At 52.7% G+C, this 25,794-nt stretch carries 20 protein-coding genes; 11 read left to right on the top strand and 9 right to left on the bottom strand.

Annotation, left to right across the window (positions count from 1 at the left end; all coding sequences use genetic code 11):
* Positions 1-16: 16 nt before the first annotated feature.
* Positions 17-1,474: an RNase adapter RapZ gene (locus tag MRY86_RS25680; RefSeq protein ID WP_293570277.1), complete on the top strand. Its 1,458-nt coding sequence runs from the start codon at positions 17-19 to the stop codon at positions 1,472-1,474.
* A 156-nt stretch (positions 1,475-1,630) separates the two neighbouring features.
* Here the strand turns inward: MRY86_RS25680 and MRY86_RS25675 are convergent, their stop codons facing one another.
* The 3 genes from MRY86_RS25675 to MRY86_RS25665 all read right to left on the bottom strand — a co-directional run bounded on the left by MRY86_RS25675 (position 1,631) and on the right by MRY86_RS25665 (position 4,449).
* On the bottom strand, positions 1,631-2,239 hold the full coding sequence (locus MRY86_RS25675; protein WP_282778681.1) for a hypothetical protein: 609 nt from the start codon (positions 2,237-2,239) through the stop codon (positions 1,631-1,633).
* 228 nt (positions 2,240-2,467) lie between these two features.
* Positions 2,468-3,487 (bottom strand): T9SS type A sorting domain-containing protein, encoded by a 1,020-nt coding sequence (locus MRY86_RS25670; RefSeq protein WP_293570276.1) that lies wholly within the window; start codon positions 3,485-3,487, stop codon positions 2,468-2,470.
* A 581-nt stretch (positions 3,488-4,068) separates the two neighbouring features.
* Positions 4,069-4,449, bottom strand: coding sequence for a T9SS type A sorting domain-containing protein (locus tag MRY86_RS25665; RefSeq protein ID WP_293570275.1), 381 nt, complete (start codon positions 4,447-4,449; stop codon positions 4,069-4,071).
* Positions 4,450-4,923: 474 nt separating this feature from the next.
* Between MRY86_RS25665 and hemN the strand changes: the two genes are divergently transcribed.
* The 5 genes from hemN to MRY86_RS25640 all read left to right on the top strand — a co-directional run bounded on the left by hemN (position 4,924) and on the right by MRY86_RS25640 (position 10,692).
* Entirely contained in the window at positions 4,924-6,279 is a 1,356-nt protein-coding gene (hemN, locus tag MRY86_RS25660; RefSeq protein WP_293570274.1) for an oxygen-independent coproporphyrinogen III oxidase, read from the top strand.
* Between the two features lie 103 nt (positions 6,280-6,382).
* A complete protein-coding gene (locus MRY86_RS25655; protein ID WP_293570273.1) occupies positions 6,383-7,738 on the top strand; it encodes a vanadium-dependent haloperoxidase in 1,356 nt (451 codons plus the stop codon).
* A 3-nt stretch (positions 7,739-7,741) separates the two neighbouring features.
* Complete coding sequence (locus MRY86_RS25650; protein ID WP_293570272.1) at positions 7,742-9,046, top strand: amino acid permease; 1,305 nt, start codon at positions 7,742-7,744, stop codon at positions 9,044-9,046.
* A gap of 57 nt (positions 9,047-9,103) precedes the next feature.
* The gene (locus MRY86_RS25645; protein WP_293570271.1) at positions 9,104-10,321 is read left to right on the top strand and encodes a M20 family metallopeptidase; all 1,218 of its coding nucleotides are present in this window, start codon (positions 9,104-9,106) and stop codon (positions 10,319-10,321) included.
* 2 nt (positions 10,322-10,323) lie between these two features.
* On the top strand, positions 10,324-10,692 hold the full coding sequence (locus MRY86_RS25640; protein ID WP_293570270.1) for a YraN family protein: 369 nt from the start codon (positions 10,324-10,326) through the stop codon (positions 10,690-10,692).
* A gap of 3 nt (positions 10,693-10,695) precedes the next feature.
* Here MRY86_RS25640 and MRY86_RS25635 read toward each other — a convergent pair whose 3' ends face one another.
* Positions 10,696-11,544 (bottom strand): hypothetical protein, encoded by an 849-nt coding sequence (locus MRY86_RS25635; RefSeq protein WP_293570269.1) that lies wholly within the window; start codon positions 11,542-11,544, stop codon positions 10,696-10,698.
* A gap of 20 nt (positions 11,545-11,564) precedes the next feature.
* Positions 11,565-14,345, bottom strand: a complete 2,781-nt coding sequence (locus tag MRY86_RS25630; RefSeq protein ID WP_293570268.1) for a hypothetical protein — start codon at positions 14,343-14,345, stop codon at positions 11,565-11,567.
* A 990-nt stretch (positions 14,346-15,335) separates the two neighbouring features.
* Between MRY86_RS25630 and htpG the strand changes: the two genes are divergently transcribed.
* On the top strand, positions 15,336-17,201 hold the full coding sequence (gene htpG, locus MRY86_RS25625; RefSeq protein ID WP_293570267.1) for a molecular chaperone HtpG: 1,866 nt from the start codon (positions 15,336-15,338) through the stop codon (positions 17,199-17,201).
* A gap of 82 nt (positions 17,202-17,283) precedes the next feature.
* On the opposite strand, the gene MRY86_RS25620 is transcribed toward htpG, so the two are convergent.
* Positions 17,284-18,033, bottom strand: coding sequence for a hypothetical protein (locus MRY86_RS25620; protein ID WP_293570266.1), 750 nt, complete (start codon positions 18,031-18,033; stop codon positions 17,284-17,286).
* A gap of 39 nt (positions 18,034-18,072) precedes the next feature.
* On the bottom strand, positions 18,073-18,684 hold the full coding sequence (locus tag MRY86_RS25615) for a sigma-70 family RNA polymerase sigma factor (RefSeq protein ID WP_293570265.1): 612 nt from the start codon (positions 18,682-18,684) through the stop codon (positions 18,073-18,075).
* Positions 18,685-18,968: 284 nt separating this feature from the next.
* Here MRY86_RS25615 and MRY86_RS25610 point away from each other — a divergent pair, with 284 nt between their 5' ends.
* Complete coding sequence (locus tag MRY86_RS25610; protein ID WP_293570264.1) at positions 18,969-19,352, top strand: nuclear transport factor 2 family protein; 384 nt, start codon at positions 18,969-18,971, stop codon at positions 19,350-19,352.
* On the opposite strand, the gene MRY86_RS25605 is transcribed toward MRY86_RS25610, so the two are convergent.
* Positions 19,349-19,792, bottom strand: a complete 444-nt coding sequence (locus MRY86_RS25605; protein ID WP_293570263.1) for a cyclase — start codon at positions 19,790-19,792, stop codon at positions 19,349-19,351. The two genes, MRY86_RS25610 and MRY86_RS25605, sit on opposite strands and share 4 nt — an antisense overlap.
* Positions 19,793-19,931: 139 nt before the next feature.
* Here MRY86_RS25605 and MRY86_RS25600 point away from each other — a divergent pair, with 139 nt between their 5' ends.
* Positions 19,932-21,560, top strand: a complete 1,629-nt coding sequence (locus MRY86_RS25600) for a mechanosensitive ion channel family protein (protein ID WP_293570262.1) — start codon at positions 19,932-19,934, stop codon at positions 21,558-21,560.
* An 81-nt stretch (positions 21,561-21,641) separates the two neighbouring features.
* Here MRY86_RS25600 and rho read toward each other — a convergent pair whose 3' ends face one another.
* Positions 21,642-23,312, bottom strand: a complete 1,671-nt coding sequence (gene rho / locus MRY86_RS25595; RefSeq protein WP_293572046.1) for a transcription termination factor Rho — start codon at positions 23,310-23,312, stop codon at positions 21,642-21,644.
* Between the two features lie 463 nt (positions 23,313-23,775).
* On the opposite strand from rho, the gene serS reads away from it, so the two are divergent.
* Both serS and MRY86_RS25585 read left to right on the top strand, forming a co-directional pair.
* Positions 23,776-25,053, top strand: a complete 1,278-nt coding sequence (gene serS, locus MRY86_RS25590; protein ID WP_293566861.1) for a serine--tRNA ligase — start codon at positions 23,776-23,778, stop codon at positions 25,051-25,053.
* 42 nt (positions 25,054-25,095) lie between these two features.
* Positions 25,096-25,788, top strand: coding sequence for a zinc metallopeptidase (locus tag MRY86_RS25585; protein WP_293566862.1), 693 nt, complete (start codon positions 25,096-25,098; stop codon positions 25,786-25,788).
* Positions 25,789-25,794 lie beyond the last annotated feature (6 nt).

The following is a 25,794-nucleotide window of genomic DNA, read 5'->3' as shown; positions in this document are numbered from 1 at the left end:
TTCGCAACTTCGCAGCATGAAGACATCCCTGCTCGAGAAGCACTTATCCGACCTTTTTGAAGAATGGGCAGGCGTCAGCCCGGAGCTGATGCTGCCCCTTGCGCCTTCCGGTTCGGCGCGCATTTACTACCGCCTGCAGCACGATGGCAAAAGTGCGATAGGCACCTACAGCCCCAACCGGCAGGAGAATGAGGCTTTTGTGGGCTTCTCCCGCCACTTTCATGCCAAGGGGCTACCGGTACCGGAGATTTACGTGGAACAGCTGGACAACAACGTTTACCTGCAGGAAGACCTTGGGGCGACGACCCTCTACAGCTACCTGCTTCAGCGCGACGATGGCCCTTTCCCCAATCACCTGATGACCATCTACAAGCGGGTGGTGGAAGACCTGGCGCGGGTGCAGATCAGGGGCGGGCAGGGGCTGGACTACAGCAAGTGCTTCCCCCGCGCTGCGTTTGACCAACAGTCGATGCTCTGGGATTTCAATGCCTTCAAATATCAGTTTCTGCGGCTGGCGGGTACCGATTTTAATGAGCAGCGGCTGGAAGAAGATGCCCATCGCCTGGCAAATTTCCTGCTGGAAGCCGGCACCGATCACTTCATGTACCGCGATTTTCAGTCCCGCAACATTATGGTGCGGGGTGGCAAGCCATTCTTTATCGACTATCAGGGCGGGCGCCAGGGTGCGTTGCAGTACGACCTGGCTTCCCTCCTGTATCAGGCCAAAGCCAATATCCCGGATGAGCACCGCGAAGCCCTGCTCGACCACTACCTCGACACCGCCACACAGCTTACGAAGATCGACCGGGCGGCATTCCGGCGCTACTACTACGGCTTTGTGCTGATGCGCAGTGTGCAGGTGCTGGGCGCCTACGGCCTGCGCGGGCTGTACGAGCGCAAAGAGCATTTTCTCAAAAGCATTCCCTTCGCCCTCGACAACGTACAGGAACTCTTCAGTCAGGGCCGCATAGCGGTGGAACTGCCGGAATTGAAAAAAGCCATCGAACAGGTGGTGGCTTCCGGTCAGTTTGAGCCCTTCGATACGGAGCGGGGCGCGCAGAGCCTGCTCACGGTGCGTATTCACAGCTTTTCCTACAAAAAAGGCGGCATCCCTCCTGACCCTTCCGGCAACGGCGGTGGATTCACTTTCGACTGCCGCTTTCTGCATAATCCCGGGCGCTATGAGCCTTACAAACAGCTCACGGGCCGGGACGAGCCGGTAATCAACTTCCTGCAGCACCATAGCAAGATGGGGGAATTTCTGAACGATGTCTTCCGAATTGTGGACGAAGCTGTGGAGAACTACATAGAGCGCAGTTTCACCAACCTAATGGTCAGCTTTGGGTGCACCGGCGGGCAGCACCGTTCTGTCTACGCAGCCGATGCCCTGGCTAAGCACCTGAAAGAAAAGTACGGTGTAGCGCTGGAATTGGAGCACATTGAGCAGGAGAAGAAAAACTGGATTAATAAGTAGGGGGTTCCGGGAGGGATCCCAAGGGAGGTAGAGGATAAGGTTGAGGTTGAGACCAGGTTTGGGCTGCAGGGGAGAGGAATAGCAAGCTATTCCCGCCTGGAAGCCATCGCAAAGCCACTCAACCTTAGCCTCAGCCTCAACCTCAGCATGGCTCCCCTAGCTCAGCACCCCCTGCATCAGCTCTCCAAACTCGGCAGGAGCTTTAAAGAGGCTATCGTTGTAAGTGGTCGCCCGGAAGCGCAGGTTGTGCACCCGGTCGTTGCGGTGCTCCAGCTCGATCATGATGTTGCCAAAGTGCTGCACGAATCGCCCATCCTCCTCCTGATTGCTTCGGATGCTCAGCCCCGGCTTCAGGTAGTGGCGCTCGATGGTTTCCACCCAGTTGGCGCGCTGATAGCTGCGGCGGTCGGAAATCTGCGTACGGTACTTCAGCGCCAGTACCTGCTCTTTGAGGAAATCAAAAAAGTGCTGCACATCCCGCTGACTGTAGCCCGTCTGACTGAAGTGGACCACAAAACCCTTGGAGGAAGGCGTATTGAGGAAGTCCAGCGCCTCGTCGATATCATCCGGCCGGATACGGTAAATGGCATACTGTTCGTTGAGCCAGTTGAGCAGGCGGCGCAGCACCAGCGTTTTCTTCCAGAACTGGTAGTCTTCCCGTTCTTCCGCACTGCGCTCAATCATCTCATGGATAAGCGGCTGGGAAGGCGAGCTTTCCTCCGCTTGCTGAAATAGATTCTTGAAATATGACCACAGCTTATCCATCGTGCTTTTTGGAATGTTCAACAGCGGGGCGGGCGGTTTGTTTTGGGAGGCGTTGCCGGGCAGGCTGCCAGAACTATAGGTGAAGCTGTCTCGCCGGGCGCTCTCCTTTCGCCCGGCGTGCTGACCAGGAGCAAACCAAGAGAACACAGGGTGAATGCCCTGGCAAGGGCTTAGATGAGTGCACCCCGTGAGCTTCCTACCACTTTGCCCCTTTAACCTTATCCCCCCTCACTCCACCAACACCCGCAACACCTGCAAAGCCCGCCCCGACTCCTCCATAAGCCGCAAGAAGTAGACGCCCGGCGGCCAGTCCCCAACCGGGATATTTTGAAGCGGCAAAGAATCAAGCGCGTGCTCCGCCAGGTGACGGCCGTACGCATCCAGCCATTGTGCCCGCGCAGCCTGAGGGTTGTCTGTTAAAGCCTCCAACTGAAGGACTGCCCCTCCGGAAATCGGATTGGGATAGACCCGGTAAGTGCTTACGCTGTATGGCGGTGCCGCAATCTCCTCCATATCTACAAACTGTAGTCCCTCCTCACAGTTGGGGTGGTAGCAGCCGGCGCTGTCTAGTTTTAGGAGCCAGGCGGTCTGCTGTAATAGGATAGTATCTTCCAGAAAACCTCCGAGGATCAATCCTCCATCTTCAGTTTCTATCCCACAATTAAGCACCCCTAGATGCAGCCCTCCACTGTTATCTAGATACATACGCTCCCAATTGAGCTCACCTGACTGTGTCATGGAAAATACCCAGCCTACACCACCGTAGAAATCTTCTCCCAAGTAAGTATTTGAGGCTCCTACACCGATTATATTCCCGGCTTCAGTTAAGAACAAATCAGATATATAATTGCCAAGGCTGACAAACTCAAAGTCGTACTGCTGCAAGACTTCACCCTCTGGGCTGACCCACAATAGAACGGGGGCTCGTCTAACCCCCTGTCCGATTTCCCGGAAAAAAGAAACGAGCAATTGACTATTGTCCAGCTCAATTACATTCTCGGTTTGAGCACCCGATAAATAATACTCCCCGATGGTAGAGGTCCAAAGCTCATTGCCATCCGGGTCTATACACAGCAGCCGCAGCCGTTTGTCTACTCCTGAGCCGCAGGACTGATAGGAAAGACACTCTCTATAGACGATCACCACATTGCCATTTTCTAATACGGCTAAATCCCGGCTCCTGATCAATCCATATTCCCCTGCGTAAAAGCGCTCCCACAGGATGTTGCCCTCCAGGTCTAATGCCATTACCCACACTTTCTCTTCACCTGGGGAAAGGGTGCCGTGATCTCCATGAACAATGAGCGTGCTATCATTTAAAAAATCGATTCCATAAAATCTATCATTATAAATACCGCCAAATGATTTCAACCATAAACTATCACCTTGCTTACTTTTTTTTAAAAAATAACCATCAATATCGTTAACCTGCCCATTATCGATATTTCCTACAAAAAACACAGCATCATCTGAGATTGCCATTGATTGATTTCCGGAGCCTATACTAACTGAGACCCTGGCTCCATTGCTTACAACAGACTCTGAGATGAATGCTGCTTCCAAATCAGTTATTGCCATTTTATGAACATACTCATACAGAGGAGGAGGAGAGCTGAGTACATCTAAATAGTATACAGAATCCTCTGTGGCAATTGAGGCAATCTGCTCTGGAGGATCAAGGTAGAGTGCTTTTGAAAACGGAGCCTGTCCGAACAGAGTGCCTTGCATTAAGGATAAGCAAAAGGGTATGAACCAAAGGTTTTTCATGATTCCGTATTGTAAAACAGCAGTGAGGGCATTCCCCCACCGCTGTAGATAGATTAAAATAATTACTTGACAATTCCTTTCAGCGTACCAATTCGTTCCCCTTCTGATACCGCTTCAAAGAAGTACAAGCCTGTAGGCTGCCTGCTCAAATCAATCTCAAAACGCTGTCCTTCCGGGAATTCCAGGCTATAGATACTACGTCCTGCCAAGTCTCTGATTTCAATCAGGATGGGCTCAGCGTAATACTGGCCAAGGTCTAAAGTGAATGCCCCGGAAGATGGGTTGGGTGCGATACTTAGGCCAGGAACCGTATTATTTGCTTCTGTTCCCGGAAGCTCAACCCCAAGCGGTAATTGATAGTCCGGCCAAAATTGACGGTCTAGTAACAGCCCCAGCAAAGCCCTGGCGTAACTGCTTTCCGGGGCTGAATGTATATAGAACATGTTAAGCTATTTTAAAAGATTTAGAATACAGATAGACAGCGGCTGAAAGTTTATGTACTCTATATCAATAGTAACATGGTTAGCCACAGATGATCGCAGTACATTTTTCATCAAGCGCATACTGCAAGATAACATTTTAGCTCAAAGCTCGATTACCAAATCAAAACTTCAACATTGTGAGGGCTTGTTGCTGGTTCAATAACCTGGCACAGCGCACCGGGTGAATCCCCCGGCAATGGCTTGGCTTAGTGCACCCGGTGAGGCTGTCTCGCCCGGCGCACTCCCTTCGCCGGGCGTACTGACCAAAAGCGCACCGGGTGAATGCCCCGGCAGTGTCTCGGCTTAGTACACCCGGTGAGGTGGTCTCGCAAAACCTGACTTTAATCACCCGCCCCCAATGACCTCCATCACCCAAAACGAGGTGAGCCTGCCCTAAATTTGCCCCATTGAATTGACCTCACAAACAAGACACACATGACCGCGCAGCAATTGCTCGACAAATACAATGTCGCCGTTCCCCGCTACACGTCTTACCCTACTGTACCTTACTGGGATGCTTCCTGCCCTTCCACCGGAGATTGGAAAGGGAGTGTACTGCAGGCTTTTGGCGAAAGCCGCGAAATCAGCCTTTACCTCCACCTGCCGTTTTGCGAAGCGCTTTGCACCTACTGTGGCTGCAATAAACGCATCACCAAAAACCACGCTGTGGAGTCGCCTTACATCGAGGCAGTACTCAAAGAGTGGGCCCTGTACCGCGACTTGCTGCCGGGCCGCCCTATCCTCCGGGAGCTGCACCTTGGCGGGGGCACGCCGACGTTCTTTGCGCCGGAGAACCTGCACCACCTGCTGTCCAATATCCTGAAGGATGTGGACCTGGCAGAGGACTATGAGTTTGGCTTCGAAGCTCACCCGGGCACGACCTCTGCCGAACACTTGTCCACCCTGCGCGATCTCGGCTTCACCCGCCTGAGCATCGGTATTCAGGACTTCGCACCGGAGATCCTGGAAATTATCAACCGCAAACAGACTTTTGAGGATGTACGCTTCGTAACCGAAAAGGCACGGGAACTGGGCTATGAATCCATCAACTACGACCTCATCTTCGGGCTGCCCCTGCAAACCCCGGCCCACATCATGGAGACCATCCGCAAGACCAAAGCCCTGGCACCGGAGCGCATTGCCTTTTACAGCTACGCCCATGTGCCCTGGATCAGCCCTGCCCAAAGAGCCTACTCCGAGGATGATTTGCCGAAAGGTAAAGACAAACGAGCGCTCTACGAGCTGGGGCGGGAACTGCTGGAAGAAGCGGGCTACGTGGAAATCGGCATGGACCACTTCGCACTGCCCAAAGACAGCCTCTATCAGGCTATGCAGGAGGGCGCCCTGCACCGGAGTTTCATGGGCTACACCCCATTCACGACCCACCTCAACCTGGCACTGGGCGCTTCCTCCATTAGCGACAGCTGGGGCGCTTTTGTGCAGAATGAGAAAAAGATCGAGCGCTATCAGGAGCTGGTCAATGCCGGGGAGCTGCCCATCGTAAAGGGGCACCTGCTGACGGAAGAAGACCGCACCCTGCGGCAGCACATCCTCAACATCATGTGCCGCTACCGGACGAACTGGGCCGATGCCGGGCTGCAGTGCGAGGCGCTCTACGCCGGGCTGGACCGCATGGACGAGCTGGAAGCCGACGGGCTTATCATCCGGCGCCCCTTTGAACTCGAAGTGACCGATATCGGCAAGCCGTTCATCCGCAATATTTGCATGGCGCTTGATGCCCGCTACTGGCGTAAGAAGCCCGAGGGGCAGCTCTTTAGTCAGGCGGTTTAGGCCTTGCCAAAGTCAAGCTTTGCAAATGAATCCCCTTTTCCCCATCAAGATTGGGGATTAAGTTGTTACTTTTGATGAACTTTTAACCACAACCCGGTTGATTATGCATTGGAAAGTTGGATTGTACCTCATTGTACTGGCGGCCATCACCTGGTCCTGCCAACCGACAAACCCCAATTATCAGGAGGACATCAATGACGCAGCTTACTTCCATGAGTCCATGAAGAAGCTGAGCGACGTGATTGTGTACGATATTTTTTCGCCACCGGTCGCGAGCCGCATCTATGCCTACGCGAGCATTGCGGGCTACGAGGCCCTGCAGCCGGACTATCCGGAATACCAAACGCTGGCCGGCCAAATCAATGGTCTGGAAGCATTGCCGCAGCCCGAGGAAGGGCAGGTCTACTGCCACCCGCTTGCGTCCCTGCATGCCTTTCTGAAAGTCGGCAAAGCCCTGACATTCTCAGAAGACAAAATGGATGCCTATCAGCAGGAGCTCTATCAGCGCCTCGACAGCATACATGTGCCAGAGGATGTCTGGGATCGTTCCCTGCTGTACGGAGAGGCGGTAGCCGACCATATTCTGAAATGGGCAGACAAGGATATGTACAAGCAAACGCGGACATATCCCAAGTTTTCCATCAATGATGACCCCGCCCGCTGGCAGCCCACGCCCCCTGACTACATGGACGGTATTGAGCCTCACTGGCGGGAAATCCGGACGCTGGTGCTGGAATCTCCACAGCAATTTACACCACCGCCGCCCACGGAATTCAGTACGGAAAAGGACAGCAAGTTTATGCAGGAGACCATGGAGGTCTACAACGCCCTCGCTGTTGCCGATACTACTGAGCAAACGGAACGCCGGTCAATTGCTAAGTTTTGGGATTGCAATCCCTACGTATCCCACCACACTGGTCATGTTATGTTTGCCACCAAGAAAATCACCCCGGGCGGTCACTGGATCGGCATCACCAAGATTGCCTGTGAACAGGATGAGGCCAGCTTTATGAAAAGTGTGGAGGCGTATACCCTGACCTCAATCGCCCTGTTTGATGGTTTCATCAGCTGCTGGGACGAGAAATACCGGAGCAATCTAATCCGGCCCGAGACGGTCATCAACAAATACATTGACGAAGACTGGGTGCCAACGCTCCAAACGCCACCATTCCCGGAACATACGAGCGGGCATAGCGTGATTTCCCGCGCTGCCGCTGTAGCCCTGACTTCGATTTTTGGCGATGACTTTGCCTTTAATGACACCACCGAAGAAGAATATGGCCTGCCCGCCCGTCAATTCAAGTCCTTCTACCACGCTTCCAACGAAGCAGCCGTGAGCCGCCTGTACGGGGGCATTCACTACCGCCCGGCCATTGATTACGGAGTGGCACAAGGCGAAAAGGTGGGCGAATATGTGGTCGAAGAACTACAATTAAAGCAGCAACTGAGCTCGAAGTAACCCATGCCGGGGCTCGACCGCAAACTCACCCTCTACGGGCTCACCATGATTGCGGTGGGCTCCTGTATCGGTAGTGGCATCTTTGTAACGCCCTACGAGGTGGCGGCGGCGGTGCCCCATCAGGGCATTATCTTGTTGGTGTGGATACTGGGCGGGCTGATTGCCCTAACCGGTGCGCTGACATTCGCGGAGCTGGGCGGCATGTTCCCCACTGCAGGCGGTGTTTATGTCTTTCTTCGGGAAGCTTACGGCCCCTTTGCCGGGTTCCTGTACGGCTGGACCATCCTGCTGGTCATCAACACCGGCGCTTTGGCGGCACTGGGCATTGCCCTGGCGGAGTACCTTTCCTTTTTCTACGCTTTTTCGGCTTCCGCCAAAATCGGGATAGCCATTGGGGTGATTGCCGGGCTGACCCTGTTCAACCTGGTCGGCGTCAGTGCCAGTCAGTGGCTGTCGAATGTCTTCACCGGGCTGAAGCTGCTGGCCATTGCCGGGCTGATTGGGCTGGGCTTTTGGTTTTATGATGCGCAGCAAGTCACATTCGATCCTTTCACTGCCCATAATCTACCTGATAACATCCTTTCTGCTTCCCTTCTGGCACTGGTTGGCGTTCTCTGGTCTTTTGGCGGCTGGCACCATGCCTCTTATCTGGCGGGGGAAGCCGTAGCGCCGCAGCGTACCGTACCCCGGGCGATGGTGCTGGGCGCGCTGATTGTCACGCTTACCTACGTGCTGGTCAATATCGGCTACATGCTGCTCCTTCCGGTGGAGGCGATTGCGCAAACGACCCGGGTAGCCGGGGATGCAGCGGCAGTAGTACTCCCTGCAGGCGGGCAAATTATGACGGTCGCTATTGCCATTTCCATCTTCGGCACGATAGGAATTTACACCATGTCTGCTCCACGCATCTACTTTGCTATGGCGCGGGATAAGGTGTTCTTCCCGCAACTGGCTAAGGTGCACCCCCGTTTTCACACCCCGGCGGCAGCCATGTTGGTACAGGCCGCCTGGGCGGTACTGTTGTTACTGTTCTGGGGCACCTTTTCCGACCTCATCACTTACGTCACCTTCATGGATATTGCCTTTATGGCGCTGGCAGGCGGCAGCATCTTCTACTTCCGCCGGAATCAGCCCGAGCGGGATCGGGTATACCGCTGCTGGGGCTATCCGCTGGTGCCGGGCATTTTCGTGTTCATCAGTACGGCTTTTGTCCTCAACACCCTTTACCAGCGCCCGGTACAGGCCCTTGCCGGGTTGTTTATGCTGGGGCTGGGCATGGCTGCTTTCCGATTTTTCCGTCATAAATAAGGGTGGCGTTCGGCTTACAGCTGCCAATTCCCTATTTTAGTCGCAAATCAGATCAATATGACCGCCCTCAAGACCGCGACAACCCTTAAGGAAAAGATACAGCAACTGGCCAATGATTTTCATGCCGATGTGGTGGCCATCCGCCGGCACCTCCACCAAAACCCGGAGCTTTCCTATGAGGAAGTGCAGACCGGGCAATACATCGCTGCCCAACTGGAGGCGATGGGCATCCCCTATGAGCATGGGGTAGCTGACAATGGTGTAGTGGGGCTTATCCACGGCCGTAATGGCAGCAGCAAAGTGGTGGCTTTGCGTGCTGATATTGACGCGCTGCCCATCACGGAAGCCAACGAGGTGCCTTATAAATCCAAAAACGAAGGCGTGATGCATGCCTGCGGGCACGATGTGCACACCTCTTCCCTGCTGGGCGCAGCCCGCATCCTCAATACGCTCAGGGATGAATTCGATGGCACCATCAAGCTCATCTTCCAGCCTGCTGAGGAACGACTACCAGGCGGTGCTTCCATTATGATCAAGGAGGGCGTGCTGGAGAACCCCAGGCCCGAAAGTATTTTGGGGCAACACGTACACCCCCCCCTGCAAGCAGGTAAAATCGGCATCAAAGCCGGGCAGTACATGGCTTCCGCCGATGAGCTCTACATGACGGTGACCGGCAAGGGCGGGCACGGTGCCCTGCCGATGGACTGCATTGACCCCATCGTCATCACCGCCCACATCATCACGGCTTTACAGCAGATTGTAAGCCGCAATGCCAATCCTGGCACGCCAACGGTGCTCACCTTCGGGCAGATTGCCTCCACCGGGGGCGCTACCAATGTGATCCCAAATGAAGTCAAGCTCAAAGGCACTTTCCGTACTATGGATGAGCGGTGGCGCTTCGATGCCCACCAACGGATGAAGAAGATGGCAGAGAGCATTGCTGAGGGCATGGGCGGCCGTTGCGAACTGGACATACGGGTCGGCTACCCCGTACTGCACAACCACGAAGCACTGACGCATAAAACCCGCGCCCGGGCTGAGGCTTATCTGGGCAAAGAAAATGTAGTAGAGCTCCCCATACGAATGACGGCAGAGGACTTCGCCTACTATTCTCAGGAAATGCCCGCCTGCTTCTATCGACTGGGCACCGGCAATCCGGCAAAAGGCATCACTTCCCCCATCCATACCAATACCTTTGATGTGGACGAGGACTGCCTGGCGCTGAGCACTGGCCTTATGGCGTGGCTGGCTTTACAGGAACTGGAGGAAGCCTAGACATGGCCCGCCACAACGACATCGGCCATGCCGGGGAAGCCATTGCCAAGCGCTACCTGGAGGAACGCAGCTACCGCATTCTGGAAACCAACTGGCGCTACCGCCGCGCGGAGGTCGACCTCATTGCTATGGATGGGAAAACCTTGGTTTTTGTGGAAGTCAAAACCCGCAACACCACCGCCTTTGGAGAAATTGAAGACTTTGTGACCCGGAAAAAAGAGGATCTGCTGATCGCGGCAGCCCATGCTTATATGGAGCACATTGACCACGACTGGGAAATTCGTTTCGATATCATCGCCATCCTGTACCTCGATGAGCAATCGTACAGCTTGAAGCACATCGAGGATGCCTTTTTTCCGGGCCTGGAATAGTTACTAAAGCGCGCTGTCCCAGAATTGGTAAAGCTCATGACCAGTACCACCAGGCAGGAGGGCCGAGAGTTCAGCCAATAGAAGTGCCTTGCGTGGAGCCAAGTGCTGCTGCCGCTCCTGCAGGAAGAAGTCCGTTGCGGTCCGCCGCCCCTCGTCCGAAAGGCTGCGGTCTTCAGTGATACTCTCCCGCAGGAAGTCGATGCCCTTTGCCCAGGTCTTTAGACCGGCAAGCTGCACCAATACCAGATAGGTCTCCATTTCGGTACTGATGCCGGCCGTAGGTTCCCGGTCCCGGAGGTGGTTCAGGGCTTCTTCCAGATCGGCCTCCGTATCTTCAGCATTATGGTACACCTGCTCCTGATACTGCTGCTTTGCTGCCGCAAAATTGACAGCGCCTTTATGGAAAGAAAACAGGTCGCTGCGTACCTGATCCAGTACCAGAATATCGGGTAGAGCTCTCATCAGCGTCTCGTCCCGGGACATGCGGATGCGCTTTTCGCTTTCAAGCCGATTGAAAGTTTGCAACGCTTCCAGTGCCGACTTTTTTGAGACATCGTAGGCATTCAATTTCCATTCGCAGAGGGCTTTGAGGGCAAGGGCGTTGCCTTCCAGGTTATTTCGCGAAAGCTGGCCGCGCTTTTTCACGGCCTTGCTCACGTGCCGGTAGGCGACTGCATAGGACAAGGTTGGTGATACAAACACACCCGACTGGGGTGTAAAGCGCTGCTGATTCTCAATGGTAGCGGCCTCGTTGAACGCTTTTTGAGCCCGGTCCAGTTGGCGCATTGCACAACCGGGCAAGAGTAGAGCGAGCGTCAGTCCGAGGAAGAGAAAACGAGTCATCTTAATCATTTTAGTTAATATTTTGAGGGTTATGGTAAAGCACTTCCGTTAATATCTCCAATTTTTACAGCGATCATATCTGGCAACTGCACCGCTTGCGCTGGCAGGTCATCCACCATTAGCACTTCGGGCAGTGGCTCCGCCCAGGGGTTTTCCGGGTTGATAAAGGTATGGTTAGCGGGTATCAGGCGCCAGCTGTCCTGATCGGGCAGCTCCGTATCCAGATTGAGGATGAGTTTTTGCAACTGAATAAGGTCAAGGGTGGTGATGGATTGAGAGTTATTGGCGTCCGCTGCTATGCGCAGGTAGGGATTGTCCAGGGGGCTAATACCCAGGATATGCTGGCTGATGAGGATGAGATCGAAAGTGGAAAGGCCATTGATATCATCGCCATCTTTAGAAAAGCTCAGGGTGAAGTTTTGACCAAAAGATAACCCGCTGATGGCATAATTACCGTTGTCGGTATCCAGGTTAAGCCCAATTTCGTCTATGGAAACAGTGGCATCGGTGGCATCCCCAAAGGCAGTCCGTATTGCGCCTGAAATGGTGCCCCCGGTTTGAGGCAAGTCTTCCAGGTTAATGCTGTACATAGACCGGCCGTAGGTGCCAGCGTAGAGCGTACGCGTAGGCTGATGCAAGCAAAGATCGCCAATCACCACAGGGGGCAGGCCAAAGCCCAGCGGCTGCCAGGTCAGAGCCCCGTTGTAGCTGATGTAGACGCCCACGTCGTTGCCCAGGTAAAGGTGTTCCGGGTTTTCAGGATCAATGATGATCTCGTTCACCGGTACTTCAGGGAGCCCGAAGGAGACATCCTGCCAGGTTTGCCCGCCATCTTCGGTTTTGAACACGTGGGGCAGGTAGTCATCAAACCGGTAGCCGGAGAAGGTGACGTATGCGGTTAAGCTGTCCACCGGGCTTGCAGCAACACGCGTCACCCAGCGGTCAGGCAGGTTGCCGGAGACATCCTCGAAGGTCAGCCCGCCATCGGTACTCTTCTGCACGAAGCCGTTGTCGGTGCCTACGAAGATAATATTTGTATCCACCGGAGAAACAGCGATGTCTGTAAGCGTGCCATAGACCAGATTGCCGGGTTCATCGGGCCCGGTGAGGTTATCGCTCAGGATATTCCAGAATACTGCCCGGTTGGTCGACTTGTAGAGGCGGTAAGTACCGTAGTAAAGGCTATTCGGATTGAGCGGATTGAGGGCCACGGGGGTACTCCAGTTGCGCCGGTCCCCGCTCATAATGCCATTCAGGGCAGCGAAAGAGGGGATGCCGCCGGCTACGGACCGCCGTAGTCGTCCACGCTGAGATTCCAGATAGACGAAGTTATTATTGGTAGGGTCAACCAGGCAGCGGAAACCATCGCCACTCCAGATCAGGCCCCAGTCATCCAGCCCCGCTGTAGTGGTGCGTATGGTGCCATTATCTTGAGTACCGCCGAAGCGACGGTCGGGGTTGAGGTTGGCGACCTCACAGGTATAAAACTGCGTGATAGGTAAAGTGGGCTTATGCGTCCAGGTTTCGCCATCGTCTTCTGAAATGTACAGCCCGCCATCGTTGCCCAGGACCATGTAATCCGGGTTGTTGGGATCAATATAAAGGTCATGCTGATCAACGTGTACGGAAGTGCCCGTGATATTGGTCCAGCTTCCACCGCCGTTGTCCGTTCGGTAGAGCCTGAGGCTGGGCAGAAATATCGTTTCCGGTAAATGCGGGTGGGGGAACAAGCGGCCAAACCACCACATAAAGTCAACGCCATTGACACCACTTATACCAGCATTATACCAGCTGTCGCCACCATCGTCACTTCGGTAAACGGCCTCCAGGTATCCGACCGTATCAATCAGTTGGGCGTAGATCATTTGCGGATTAGCGGGCGACAAGGCCAGGCCGATACGACCGGTTGCTCCGCCCGGCAGCCCATTGGTGAGGTGCTCCCAGGTATCGCCGCCATCATAAGAGCGGTAGATACCAGAGCTATTGCCGCCATAACGATAGTAGCCAGGCGTACGTACCCGCTCCCAGGTAGCCGCATAAATGGTATCGGGATTGTGCGGGTGCAGGACCAGGTCAATCGCTCCTGTGGAATCGTTGAGGTATAAAACCTGCTCCCAGGTTGTGCCGCCATCATCCGTACGGTATACGCCCCGCTCCGGATTATCGGCATAAAGTCGGCCCATGGCTGCCACATACACCCGGTTAGGGTCCTGTGGGTGCACCTCCAGCCGGCCAATGCTCCCACTTTGCTCCAATCCAATGGGCTCGAAGGAAGCACCGCCATCGGTGCTCTTGTACATACCTACACCATCGTAGGCTATGGAACCACCACCTGCATTCGCTTCCCCGGTCCCCACATAGATGATGGAGGGGTCAGAAGGAGCAATATCCAGGTCGCCCACGGAGAGGCTGATCTGATCATCAAAGACGGCCTCAAAGGTATCCCCACGGTCATAAGAACGAAATACGCCCCCTGAGGCCGCCCCGACCCAGAGGGTATCCGGGAAATCCGGATGCACATCAAGAGCAGTGATCCGGCCACCGATATTCATGGGGCCTTCAAAATTCCAGCTTGCATTTTGCGGGCTGCGCGCCAGCTGTTGCGCGACCGCTTGTTGATGCTGCCGTACACTGCGGGTGTATACTTTGTGGTTGATGCCACCCGGATACGCCCGCTGCCGGAATAGCCAGTCGCTGGGCTCTTCCTCCTCGTATGCTTCTTCGTACTTATCAAGACCAGGGTCAGACTGGCAGCCCTGCCCAAACAACGCAAGCAAAATAAAATATAGGATTAGGTTTAAGTTTCTCATAGGGATTACAATTGAAGCGCCTAAAAGGCAATATAACCGATACCAATGGCTCTGTGCAGGATATGAGGCTATCGGAGTGTTTTGAACTGAACCGCTCCAGCCACAAGATAAGGAATGACTTTTTATACAACCCCGGAATACAGCAAGAACTTGGACCAGATAAAGGTCTACTCGCCGTGTAGGGGTCATTGCTTTTCCGCCAATACACTGTTAGTGCAGGTGAAGGCGGGAAAAGTACTAGAGGCAGGGTGCTTTAGCAGTTAACCTCCTGCATAGCTATGAAAGGCAACTTGCTTAAAGCGGAATTAGTGGATACACCTTCATCTTTGCCAAAAAAAGAAAGGGCGGAAGGTTAACCTTCCACCCAGTCTTTGTGTGGCACTTGCCCTTACCCCCCAATAACGAGCAAGCACGCACTTCTTGAAATGCCTGATGGCATTGATATTTAAAAGGTCCTATTGCGCGAGCAACGGGTCAACTACCCCCCAGTATTGACCACGCTGCTCACAACAATAGACCTTTGTAAGCTACACGAGGCAGCCTACATCGGCTTTTATCCAGGCATGCGAATCGGGGGCGCACAACCTGTTGTTTATACACGACAAATACCTGCTTGGTACCACCGTGCAAACGATGTCTTGGTAAATAAGAAGTTGGTGTGTAGATAGGGGGTATTGCCCAAACAATGCGGGCGCACCTCTCTTTTTGAATAGCTCTTCTGGAACAGGCAAAAATCGTTTCGGCCTTATGACACAATATTAGAAAAAATCTTAATAAAGGTCAACTTTTAGCTTTATTGGTTGCTCTCTTTTTGCTCTTTCTGTCTACTTGTACGCCCTCCAAACAGTAAGGTTACGTCAAATTGTCAGTTTTTTTCGGCTGGCACGCCGTTTGCACGCACTCCTGTACCGGGCACTGCTGTAAGGTGCTGTATTCCTGATAGTTATTTGAATACACTTGCAATCAAAAAATTTAAAAAATTCCTGACCAATGCAGAAAGGCAACATATCTGTACAAACGGAGAACATCTTTCCGATCATCAAGAAGTTTCTCTACTCTGATCACGAAATTTTCCTGCGGGAGCTCGTTTCCAATGCGGTAGATGCTACCAACAAACTGCGTACCCTTGCTAAACGCGGTGATGCCAAAGGCGATATTGGCGATACCACGATTGAAATCCTGCTGGATGCGGAGGCTCAAACGCTGACCATCCGGGACAAGGGGATCGGCATGACTGCTGATGAAGTGCAAAAATACCTGAATCAGGTGGCTTTCTCCAGCGCATCCGAATTTTTAGAAAAATACAAAGATGATGCCTCCATCATCGGGCACTTTGGCCTGGGCTTTTATTCTGCCTTTATGGTGTCTTCTAAAGTGGAGGTCAAAACCCTTTCTTACCAGGAAGGCGCACAGGGTGTTACCTGGACCTGCGAAGGCAACCCGGAGTATACCCTGGAGGAAAACGACAAAGACTTCCGAGGCACCGATGTGATCCTGCACATCAATGATGAGGACAAGGAATTCCTGGAGAACCACCGCATACAACAGCTGCTCGACAAGTACTGCAAGTTCCTGCCGGTTGAAATCAAGTTCGGCACCCGGACTGAAACGGTAACAGAGGGGGAAGGCGATGACGCAGAGGAAAAACAAGTAGAGGTTGACAACATCATCAACAACCCTAACCCGGCCTGGCGCAAACAGCCTGCCGACCTGACGGATGAGGACTACAAAGCTTTCTACAACGAGCTCTACCCGTTCAGTACGCCACCGATGTTCTGGATACACCTTAATATCGACTATCCATTTAACCTGACCGGTATCCTGTACTTTCCTAAGCTGGGCAACAACTTCGAGGTACAAAAAAACAAGATACAGCTGTACAGCAATCAGGTTTATGTCACTGATGACGTAAAAGATATTGTACCAGAATTCCTGACGATGCTGCACGGTGTGATCGACTCACCGGATATTCCGCTGAACGTTTCACGCAGTTACCTGCAAAGCGATTCAAATGTCAAGAAAATTACCGGCTACATCACCAAAAAGGTAGCCGATAAACTGGCGGACCTTTATAAAAAGGAGCGGGACAACTTTATCAGCAAGTGGGACGACCTTGGCGTCTTCATCAAATACGGCATGATTTCCGATGAGAAATTCTACGACCGTGCCCTCCCCTTCACATTGGTGAAAAGCCTGGACGGCACCTTTACGCCAATTGACGAGTACAAAGAGAAAGTAAAAGAGCAGCAGACCGACAAGTACGATAAAATCGTCATGCTTTACACCCACGCTCCCGATCAGCACAACACCTTTACAGAAGCGGCTAAGAACAAGGGCTATGACGTGTTGATCTTCGACAACGTCATCGACAACCACTTCATGCAGCACCTGGAGCAAAAGCTGGGCGACGTGACCTTCGTGCGCGTAGACTCGGATACAGTCGACAATCTGGTACAAAAAGATGAAGCTACCGAATCGGTTCTGAACGAAGAGGAGCAAAACACCGTAAAAGGCGTCTTTGAGAAAATCGTCACAGACCAGGGTAGCAGCGTAATTACCAAGGCCCTCTCACCGGAAGATCAGCCGGTAACCATTACCCGGCCGGAGTTTATGCGCCGCATGAAGGAAATGCAAAGCTTGCAGGGCATGAGCTTTGGTGACTTCCCCGATAGCGTCAACGTTGTCGTGAATACCAACCACCCGCTTGTAGCGCAAAAGCTGCTCAAGGAAGAGGACGAAGGCAAACAGCAGGAGGTAGCCGACTACCTGTACAAGCTGGCTATGCTCAATCAGCAAATGCTGAAGGGTGCAGACCTGACCGCCTTTATCAACAAGAGCCTCAACTTCCTGAAGTAAGCAGGATTAAACGTTAATACAGATAAGCCCTCAGCCCATTAAGAATGGGTACTGAGGGCTTTTTTGTTCTTCAGCGCTACCATCAAGGTTCCAGCTCCGCTTCCAGGCGGGCCGCTTTTTCAGCCCTAGCACCCTGGAAAGCAGTCTGGCTCAGCAGCTGCGATGCCACATCTAGTTCATCGTTCTGAATATGGGCTAAAACGAGCAGCCAGTACAGGTCTTCCGTTTCTACGTTGTCCGATTCCAGCTGATGCAGGATATGGATAGCCCGCTCCGGCTGCCAGTTTCCGAGCAGCGCACTAGCCATCAAAAGCCGGGCCTGATCATCTTCAGGATAGGCATTCAGGTGCTGCTCCAAAAAAACAATACTGGCTTCAAAGTCCTCATTTTCGTACAGCTGCAATGCCGTTTTAAGCTCCGGTTTAGATGAGCTGCCCGGGCTGACTACTGTTCCCCGTAAATTGAGGTAGGCTGGCTGAACTGGCTCGTAAAAAGCTGCAAATACAGTCTGATGCCGGGTAGCCGCCTGATACTGCCAGAGTGCGTATGCTCCGGCCATAATGAGCAGGATCGCCGCCGCCCGGTTCATCCACACCCGTGGCAATGGGCGCCTACGTACCGGAAAATGCATTTGCCCCAGCTCTTCTAATGCAGCTTCATCTGCTTCCGAAAAAGAATGCTCTGTGTACCCTTCTGTAGCAGCAGCACACAATGGGCAGTCCAGCAAATGCGCCTCCACATCATGCACCTGGTCTGGGGCAAGCTCATGGCGGGCATACCTTTGGAGCTCCCGCGCTGACAGGCAGCGCCGCTCCTTAAAAAATGATTTCATACTCCAGATTTTAAGCGGCCGGCACCGATACCGATACCGCTACGGCCTCTCCGACAGTAGCTCCCGTAATAGTACAGACAGCTTCCGCCGCCCGTTTTGTAGATAGCTTTTTACCGCTTTTAAATCATACCCCAGTGTTTCGCTGACCTGTTTATAGGTCATTTCTTCGAGGTAAAAAAGCTCAATGCATTGGCGCTGTTTTGTCTCCAGTTGTTCCAGCGCCTGCGGTAGCAAGTCGGATAAATGAGGGTGTTCTCTACTTATATGTCGCAGCAACCCCTCATTTTCCACAAATTCGTCGGCACTTTTTTCAAAAAAAGTTTCTTCGCCGCTTAAAAAGGGGCCGGCAGCCTGTACTCTATACCTGGATATACAAAGGTTTCGGGCAGTACGATTGAGCCATCGGGGCAAAGAATGAATTGCTTTGGAAGCAGGCACTTCCATTAAGGCCGCAAAGGTCTCCAAAGTGGTGTCCTTGCGATCTGCCACCTGATGCAGGTGGGTGCAGCATAATTTATAGACCAGATGGTGATAACGCTGATAAATTTCCTGAAAGCAAGCCTCGTCCCGCCGCTCCTGCCATGCGGCAAGAAGTTGTTCGTCGGTCCAGTCTGATAGCCTGCGCGGAGCAAAGCGGAGGAAGAGCTTCATACCAATGCTGTAAGTCTATGCAATATAGTGAACTTGCCACAAACCACCAGCAAGTTGTTCAACGTGGTGTACTTAGAGGAAAAATAGAGCGCGCGTCCGTATAAATTATGGAATCATCCATTTGGGGTTGCCAGGGTTTAGTTTGAAAACACATCAGTTTTTATCCGGGCAGCAAGGAAGTGACAAAGCAGGGAAATAAAGCTTTTCGCGTATTTAATCTATTTTATCATTTTTTTGATTACAAACCATTCTGCATGGCGATCGGTTGTAATAAAAAATATTTTATGCCACAAAATGCCGATCAAAACAAACAAACCGCTATAGCCTATTATGAAATGGCCTTTAACGGAGCCCCAAAGGAAGCCGTTGAACGCTATGTAGGCGATCAGTATATTCAGCACAACCCATTGGTGAAAGACGGGAAAGCAGGGTTCATAGAATACTTCGAACGCATGGCTGAAGAATACCCGGATAAGCAAGTGAATTTCGTAAGAGCGGTTGCTGAGGGTGAATTAGTCGCTTTACACACCCATCAAGTATGGCCCGGACAGGAGGAATATGTCACTATGGATTTTTTCCGGTTTGACGAGCAAGGGAAAATTGTCGAGCACTGGGATGCTATCCAACAAATACCCAACCATTCCGAAAATGGCAACCCGATGTATTAATCCGGCTGTCCGAAATAGGCCCGGTAAATCCGTTTGCGGGGGTAGAAACCAATGAAGATGGCCGGGTACATCAGTAGCGTAACAAGAGCGTTGGGGCCTTTGAAAGTAATATCATCGACGATGCGGGAGGTATGCTCCGTGACTTTTTCCACCACATGACGGTGGCGCCAGTACCGAAGCGGAAAAGGCAGGGTCTCTCCCTCATCCACGAAGTAGGCCTGCTGCTCGTCAACCCCATCTTCAGTAATCAGGCTGACCCAATCCGCCTTAATGGGGCTGAGGAAACGGAGGTGTACCCGGTCGCCTTTTTTGGAGCCCGTGAATTCCACGATTTCAAGTTGACCCTGTTTGGGGGTTAGTGCCTCAAAAAGGTCACGGTCGAAGCGCTCCATTACTGCTTTGTAATTTCCGCTGACGGTAGTTGTGAGCTTCAGATTCATATTTCCATTTTGTCAGATGCTCAACGCCCGTTGGTGGGCTTTGTTTACAGGCTTGTTCGGATTTCACAGTCCGGGCTGCTCTTACCAACTTAGTCTGAGTGATTCATTAGATTTGCAGAGAACCAACCAAAATGAAATCATGCGATTGCTAAAGCCTGTTTACCGTTTGCTGCTAGCCGCGCTCCTGACACCATTTTGGCTGTCTGCGCAAAACAGCGATACTGTACCCGTAACGCTGGAAACTCCTCACAATACAGCACTGGTGCATCTGCACTACCTGCAACCAGCTACCTATGAGCCCGCTGCTGCCGCCCGCACGCTTTATGGTGTAGCCGACAGCACCCAGGCAAGCCGCCTTGCCATCAAGCTCAAGCAGGTTTATGATGGGCTTGGCCTTTACGTCCGCCTTAACCGAATACCGAAGGAAGCCGATTATGTCGATTCCACGGTTGCACAATCGGTTTTCACACCCTTCCCTAACGAACTGCCTCAGGTTTATCTGGAAAAAGTGGACGGGCGATGGTATTACTCAGAAGAGACCGTCAGTCAGATCAACACCTTGCACGAAGAGGTCTACCCCTTTGGGACGGACCTCCTCCTGCAGCTTATTCCACATATCGGTGAACGGGAAATACTGGGTCTGAAAGCCTGGCAACTGGTGGGCTTGCTCCTGCTTTTGATTTTGGCTATTCTGGTCCATTTTGTACTTAGCCGGCTGCTCAAACCTGTGGTCAGAAAGCTCTCCCACTCCCGGCTCTACCCATCCCTGGTGCCGCCCAAGCTGGTCTGGACCATTGCTCGCCTAATCAGCGTGCTGGTGGTGATAAGAATGCTCAAGCTGTTCGTACCCACCTTGCAGCTCCCCATTGAAGCGGCCAATTTTACTATTGTGGTGATCAAACTGGTGACGATTGGGCTAGTAGTGGGCATTTTGCTGCGCATCCTGGACGTCATTATCCTGTATGCCGGAAAGGGCGCCCAAAAGACCGAGAGCAAAATGGACGAGCAGCTGCTGCCGGTCATCGAACGCGGGGTGCAGTTCCTGATTTTTGCAGGAGCCATCATCCAGATGCTGCGGGTATTTCAGGTGGACATCACCACCCTTATTGCCGGCATTTCCATCGGCGGCTTAGCCATTGCCCTGGCTGCCCAGGACACCATAAAGAACCTCTTTGGCTCCCTCACTATTTTCATGGACAAGCCCTTCCAAATCGGGGACTGGATCAATTTCGCTGGTGTGGACGGTACGGTAGAGGAAGTCGGCTTCCGGTCTACCCGGGTGCGCACTTTTGCCAATTCCCTGGTGTATGTACCCAATGGGAAGGTGGCAGATATGGTGGTAAACAACTACGGGCTACGGCAATACCGGCGGTACAGTACCACGCTTGCGCTGACTTATGACACGCCCCCGGAACTGATTGAGAAATTTGTAGAGGGATTGAAAGGTATTGTTGCCCGCCACCCGCTTACGCGCAAAGACTACTACGAGATCCACCTGAATGGCATGGGGGCACACTCACTGGATATTTTGTTTTATATCTTTTTTGAAGCCCCAAGCTGGTCGGAAGAATTAAAAGGCAGGCACGAAATCCTGCTCGAAGTGCTCAAATTGGCGAAAGCCCTTGGTGTGCGGTTTGCCTTCCCTACCCAAACCCTGCACCTGGAAGAAATGCCAGGCACTACGCCAACCACGCCGCATTACAACACAGACCCTAACGAGCTGGACCGGCGGCTTCAGGATTTTATGAAGCAGCACAGTCAAAATTAAAGCCGCTTCCTCCTAAAATGAAAATCCCCCGCCCGGCGATTGCCAGTGCGGGGGATTTTTTATTTAGACCCATGTCAGCAATTAGCCATTCATGGAAGTCAGGAATTCTTCGTTGGAAGAGGTATTGACCATGTGCTTGCGAAGGAACTCGAATGCTTCGTCCGGCTTCATATCGGCCAGGTGATTGCGGAGGATAAACATCCGCTGCAGGGCATCTTTGTCCAGCAGAAGGTCTTCGCGGCGTGTGCTCGACTTGGTAAGGTCGATCGCAGGGTAGAGGCGCTTGTTCGCCAGGGAGCGGTCAAGCTGCAGCTCCATGTTACCGGTGCCCTTGAATTCTTCGAAGATCACACCGTCCATCTTGGATCCGGTATCGATCAGGGCAGTCGCCAGGATCGTCAGAGAGCCACCGTCCTCAATATTACGGGCAGCACCGAAGAATTTCTTAGGCTTGTGCAGGGCGTTCGCTTCCACACCACCGGAAAGTACCTTGCCACTGGCAGGTGCTACGGTGTTGTAAGCCCTTGCAAGACGAGTGATAGAATCCAGCAGGATAACTACGTCATGCCCGCTTTCCACAAGGCGCTTGGCTTTTTCCAATACGATATTCGCTACACGCACGTGATTGTCAGCAGGTTCATCGAAGGTAGAGGAGACCACTTCTGCATTCACACTACGCTTCATATCGGTCACTTCCTCCGGGCGCTCATCGATCAGCAATACGATCATGTAGCACTCGGGGTGGTTTTTGGCGATTGCGTTGGCCACATCCTTGAGCAGGAAGGTCTTACCAGTTTTCGGCTGGGCAACGATCAATCCACGCTGTCCTTTACCGATCGGCGTGAAGAGGTCGATCATCCGGTTGCCAATATCTCGCCCGGTAGGCGAGCTGGTAAGGGTGAACTTCTCCGTTGGGAACAGTGGCGTGAGGTAATCAAAAGGTACCCGGTCACGGATATCCTGAGGCTCAAGGCCATTGATACGGGACACCCGCAACAGCGCGAAGTACTTTTCGCCGTCCTTTGGAGGGCGAATGGCACCACGTACGGTATCTCCGGTGCGCAAGCCAAAGAGCTTGATCTGAGAGGGAGAAACGTAGATATCGTCAGGTGAAGTCAGGTAGTTGTAATCGGAAGAGCGCAGGAAGCCGTAGCCGTCCGGCATCATTTCCAGGATGCCCTCGCCCTCGATAATACCATCGAGCTCAATATCAAACTTCTCTTCAGGTTCAGGCTTAGGCTCCTTCTCCTTACGCTTGGAGGGAGGCGGGCTGTCAGCCCTTTTCTTCTTGTCGTCTTTCCGGCTTTGCTCTCTTTGTTCGGGCCGGGGTGCTGCCTCTTTTGGCTTTTCCATTGGCTTTTCGGGCGTTTCTTCCGGAAGGTCCTGGTCCTCGTCCTGGTCCTCGTCGGGCTTTCTGCTGTCCGAATTGTCGTCATTGGCAACTTTCACCACCCGTCGTGTAGAGCGGCGGCGGCCTCCGTCTCTTTTGCCGTTGTCGTCCTCATCGTCATCCGAATCATTGGTCCGTCGGTTAGGCTTTTTGTCTGAAGAGCGGCGTTTGGGCTTGCTATCCTTTTCTTCTGCTTCGGCGGAATCCGTATCCGTACCTTCGCCAGAGGCAGCCTGATGGTCTAAAATTTTGTAGATCAGTTCTTGCTTATTCAGGCGTTTGTAACCGGAAAGCCCAAGTTTTTCGGCTAGTTCCCGGAGCTCTGGAACCAGCATGTAGTTTAACTGTGATATATCTAACATAGTATCGCTGTGTTACTTAGAGTTTGATGTGTGTGTCGCTTAAGGACGGTTTGTGTGGTTAATGAAATGAATGAGTTTGGGGAAATAGTAAAAGCAGAGGCATGAAAAATTCTTGCTATTCCTATGGATGAATTCTTGGGTAAAACCCAGAAAGCCACTCCTGAAGACAGGGGGCAAGCGAATTCATTCAAGCTAAATAAGATGTTCAGGAACATCCAAAACACATGACGTGTCACTTAAAATCTTAACCTTTATAAACTTGCAGGAATAAGCAGGATAGAATTTGTGCGCCTTGGATCGCTCTTACAGAGGCTGTATTGGCGTGCATTTGTGCTTTGGTGCTACAAAAATACGTTTATTTTCTGAATTCAAATAGTATCTTTGCAAAAATTAAACTGATTATTCTTCCATAAGTTCGATCGGGCACTGCCACCCGCAAAAATACGTAAACGAAAACCGCATCATGCTGGAACTTAACTTTCTGAGAGTCAACACCGAACGCGTAAAAGAAGGCCTCAAGGTCCGCAACTTCTCAGATGAAGCACTATCTATTGTAGACGACATTATTAATCTTGATGACCGCCGCAAAGCCACACAGACGGAACTGGACAGCCTGTTGGCGGAGCGCAATACCCTCTCCAAGGAAATCGGGCAGCTTTTCAAGTCAGGCCAAAAAGACGAAGCTGAACAAAAACGCAGCCGGGTCAATGACATCAAAGAGGAGGCAGCCAGCCTTGAAGATGCCCTGAAATCTATAAAAACCGAGTTGGACGAAGCTCTTTATCAGGTCCCCAACATTCCGCACCCTTCTGTGCCCAAAGGCTCTACCGAGGACGACAATGAAGTCCATAAAGCCTGGACCGAAGATTTGCCAGAGATGGGCGATGGAGCTTTGCCGCACTGGGAGCTGGCTCAAAAATACAACCTCTTTGACCTGGAGCTGGGCACCAAAATCACGGGTTCCGGCTTCCCACTGTACCGGGGCAAAGGGGCTCGCCTTCAGCGGGCGCTCATCAGCTTTTTTCTGGATGAAGCCAATCGCGCAGGGTATGAAGAAATACTGCCCCCGCTCATCGTCAATGAAGATTCCGCCCGTGCCACCGGACAGCTGCCGGATAAAGAGGGGCAGATGTACCATATAGAAAAGGATGGGTTTTACCTGATCCCTACCGGTGAAGTACCGATCACTAATATTTTCCGGGACGAGATCCTGTCTGAAGACGACTTTCCGGTGAAACTGACCGGATACACACCTTGTTTCCGGCGCGAAGCAGGTTCTTATGGTGCGCATGTAAGGGGATTGAACCGCGTGCATCAGTTTGACAAGGTGGAAATTGTACGCTACGAGCATCCCGACCGCTCCTACGAGGCGCTGGAGGAAATGCTTGCGCACGTGGGCGGCCTGCTCGACAAACTCGAGCTGCCTTACCGTATCCTGCGCCTTTGCGGGGGCGACCTGGGCTTCACTGCCGCGCTTACGTTCGACTTTGAAGTCTATTCTGCGGCACAGCAAAGATGGCTGGAAGTGAGCTCTGTGTCCAATTTCGAAACCTACCAAAGCAACCGGTTGAAGCTCCGGTTCAAGGATGGCAAGTCCACCCGGCTGGCGCACACCCTGAACGGTTCAGCACTGGCATTGGCGCGTATTTTTGCCGCCCTGCTGGAGAACAATCAAACAGAAAACGGGATTATTATTCCTAAAGCACTTCGAAGCTACACCGGCTTTGACCTGATTGATTAACCCAAACGATTCGCACTGACAGAATCCTAAAATTACAAAGCTATGGTCTTTGATATGGGCTATATGATTGTGGCGGGCGTGATGTCACTGATCGGCATGTTCGTCAGCCAGCGGCTGAAGAGCAAGTTCAGCCATTATAGTCAAATTCCCCTGCGCTCCGGCCTGCCCGGTTATCAGATTGCCCAGCGGATGCTCGATCACTACGGCATACGCGATGTGAAAATCGTAGAGGGGCAAGGCTTTCTTACCGACCACTACAATCCGGTAAGTAAAACTGTGAGCCTTAGCCCGGACGTGTACCGGGGCAATACGATCGCAGCAGCAGCGGTAGCCGCACACGAATGCGGGCACGCAGTACAACATGCACAAGCCTATAGTATGTTGCAGGTACGCTCTGCGCTTGTACCGGTGGTCAATATCTCGGCGATGGCACAGCAGTGGCTGTTGATCATTGCTTTCCTAACCCTGTCTTCCATGCCTTCAATTATGCTGATCACGATTGTAGCGTTTGGGGTGACGGCTCTGTTCAGCTTCATCACCCTGCCTGTGGAGTTTGATGCCAGCAAACGAGCGCTGGCCTGGCTGGAAAGCAGCGGCGTAACCGGCGGGCAGGAGCAGGCAGGCGCTAAGGATGCCCTTTGGTGGGCAGCGATGACTTATGTTTCGGCGGCGCTGTCGGCGCTTGTGATGCTGCTGTATCTGTTTATGCGATACTCTGCTGCCACAAGGGATTAGCCGCAG

Origin of the sequence: Phaeodactylibacter sp. (assembly GCF_022763345.1) — a bacterium.
In the GTDB taxonomy this organism is placed as follows: domain Bacteria; phylum Bacteroidota; class Bacteroidia; order Chitinophagales; family Saprospiraceae; genus Phaeodactylibacter.
This window is presented reverse-complemented; position numbering and strand designations above follow the sequence as displayed.